Here is a 918-nt window from a genome sequence, read left to right as displayed (position 1 = left end):
AGAGCCTGACTCGAAAAGAGCTCAATAGACATAATACCTTGCGAGCCTCCGGGTGAGAATGCGGATGTGGGCGATGAGCATCCAGGTTTCAGCGGAGGCGATTGATTTCTCCCAGTCTTTGGTCAGTCGCCTGCATCTACCAAGCCAGGCGAATGTGCGCTCCACGACCCAGCGACGCGGCAGCACTTCGAAGCCCTTTGCCTTGTCTGTTCGCTTGACGATCTGGAGCGTGAACTTCGCGACCTTCTGCAATGCTGCCCGCAGTTTCGGACCGGCATAACCGCCGTCAGCAAAGATGTGCCTGAGCCACGGCCAGCGTCTGAGGATGGTTTTAAGGACTGCAGCCGCACCGTCGCGGTCTTGAATGTCTGCGCCGTGAACGACGAGCCCCACCATCAAGCCGAGCGTGTCGACGACAATATGACGCTTGCGACCTTTGGTCTTCTTGCCCGCGTCATAGCCCGCAATCCCGCCACTTTCGGTCGTTTTGACGCTCTGACTGTCGATCACGCCCGCCGTTGGCGAGGCTTCCTTTCCCTCCAGCTCGCGCGTCTCCATAACGAGATGATGGTTGATCCGCAGCCACAAGCCAGTCGCCCGCCACTCGTAGAAGTAACCCTGCACGGTTGAATAGGGTGGAAAATCCTTCGGCAGCATCCGCCATTGGCATCCGGTCGATGCGATGTAAAGCAGTGCGTTCAAAACTTCACGCAATTCCGTCTTGCGCGGTCGACCGAGCCTGCGTGGCGTCGGCATAAAGGGAGCGATCAGCAGCCATTCCCTGTCCGTCAGATCACTTGCATAACGCACCGTCCGTCGGCCATATTGGCGGCGGGTGAAATCAGTCCAGCCCATTGCGGTCTCCATCGAATCCTAAGCAAATCCGAAGGAATCACAACTGGCTGATTTCACTCAACT

General features: G+C 57.4%; 1 protein-coding gene. It reads right to left on the bottom strand.

What is annotated here, in order from left to right:
• Positions 1-21 precede the first annotated feature (21 nt).
• Entirely contained in the window at positions 22-855 is an 834-nt protein-coding gene (locus ABK249_RS33800; protein WP_210058921.1) for an IS5 family transposase, read from the bottom strand.
• Positions 856-918: the final 63 nt, after the last annotated feature.

This window comes from Neorhizobium phenanthreniclasticum, assembly GCF_040066075.1.
Classification (GTDB): Bacteria; Pseudomonadota; Alphaproteobacteria; order Rhizobiales; family Rhizobiaceae; genus Neorhizobium; species Neorhizobium petrolearium.
The sequence above is the reverse complement of the archived record's forward strand: the minus strand, read 5'-3'. Positions and strand labels throughout refer to the sequence as shown.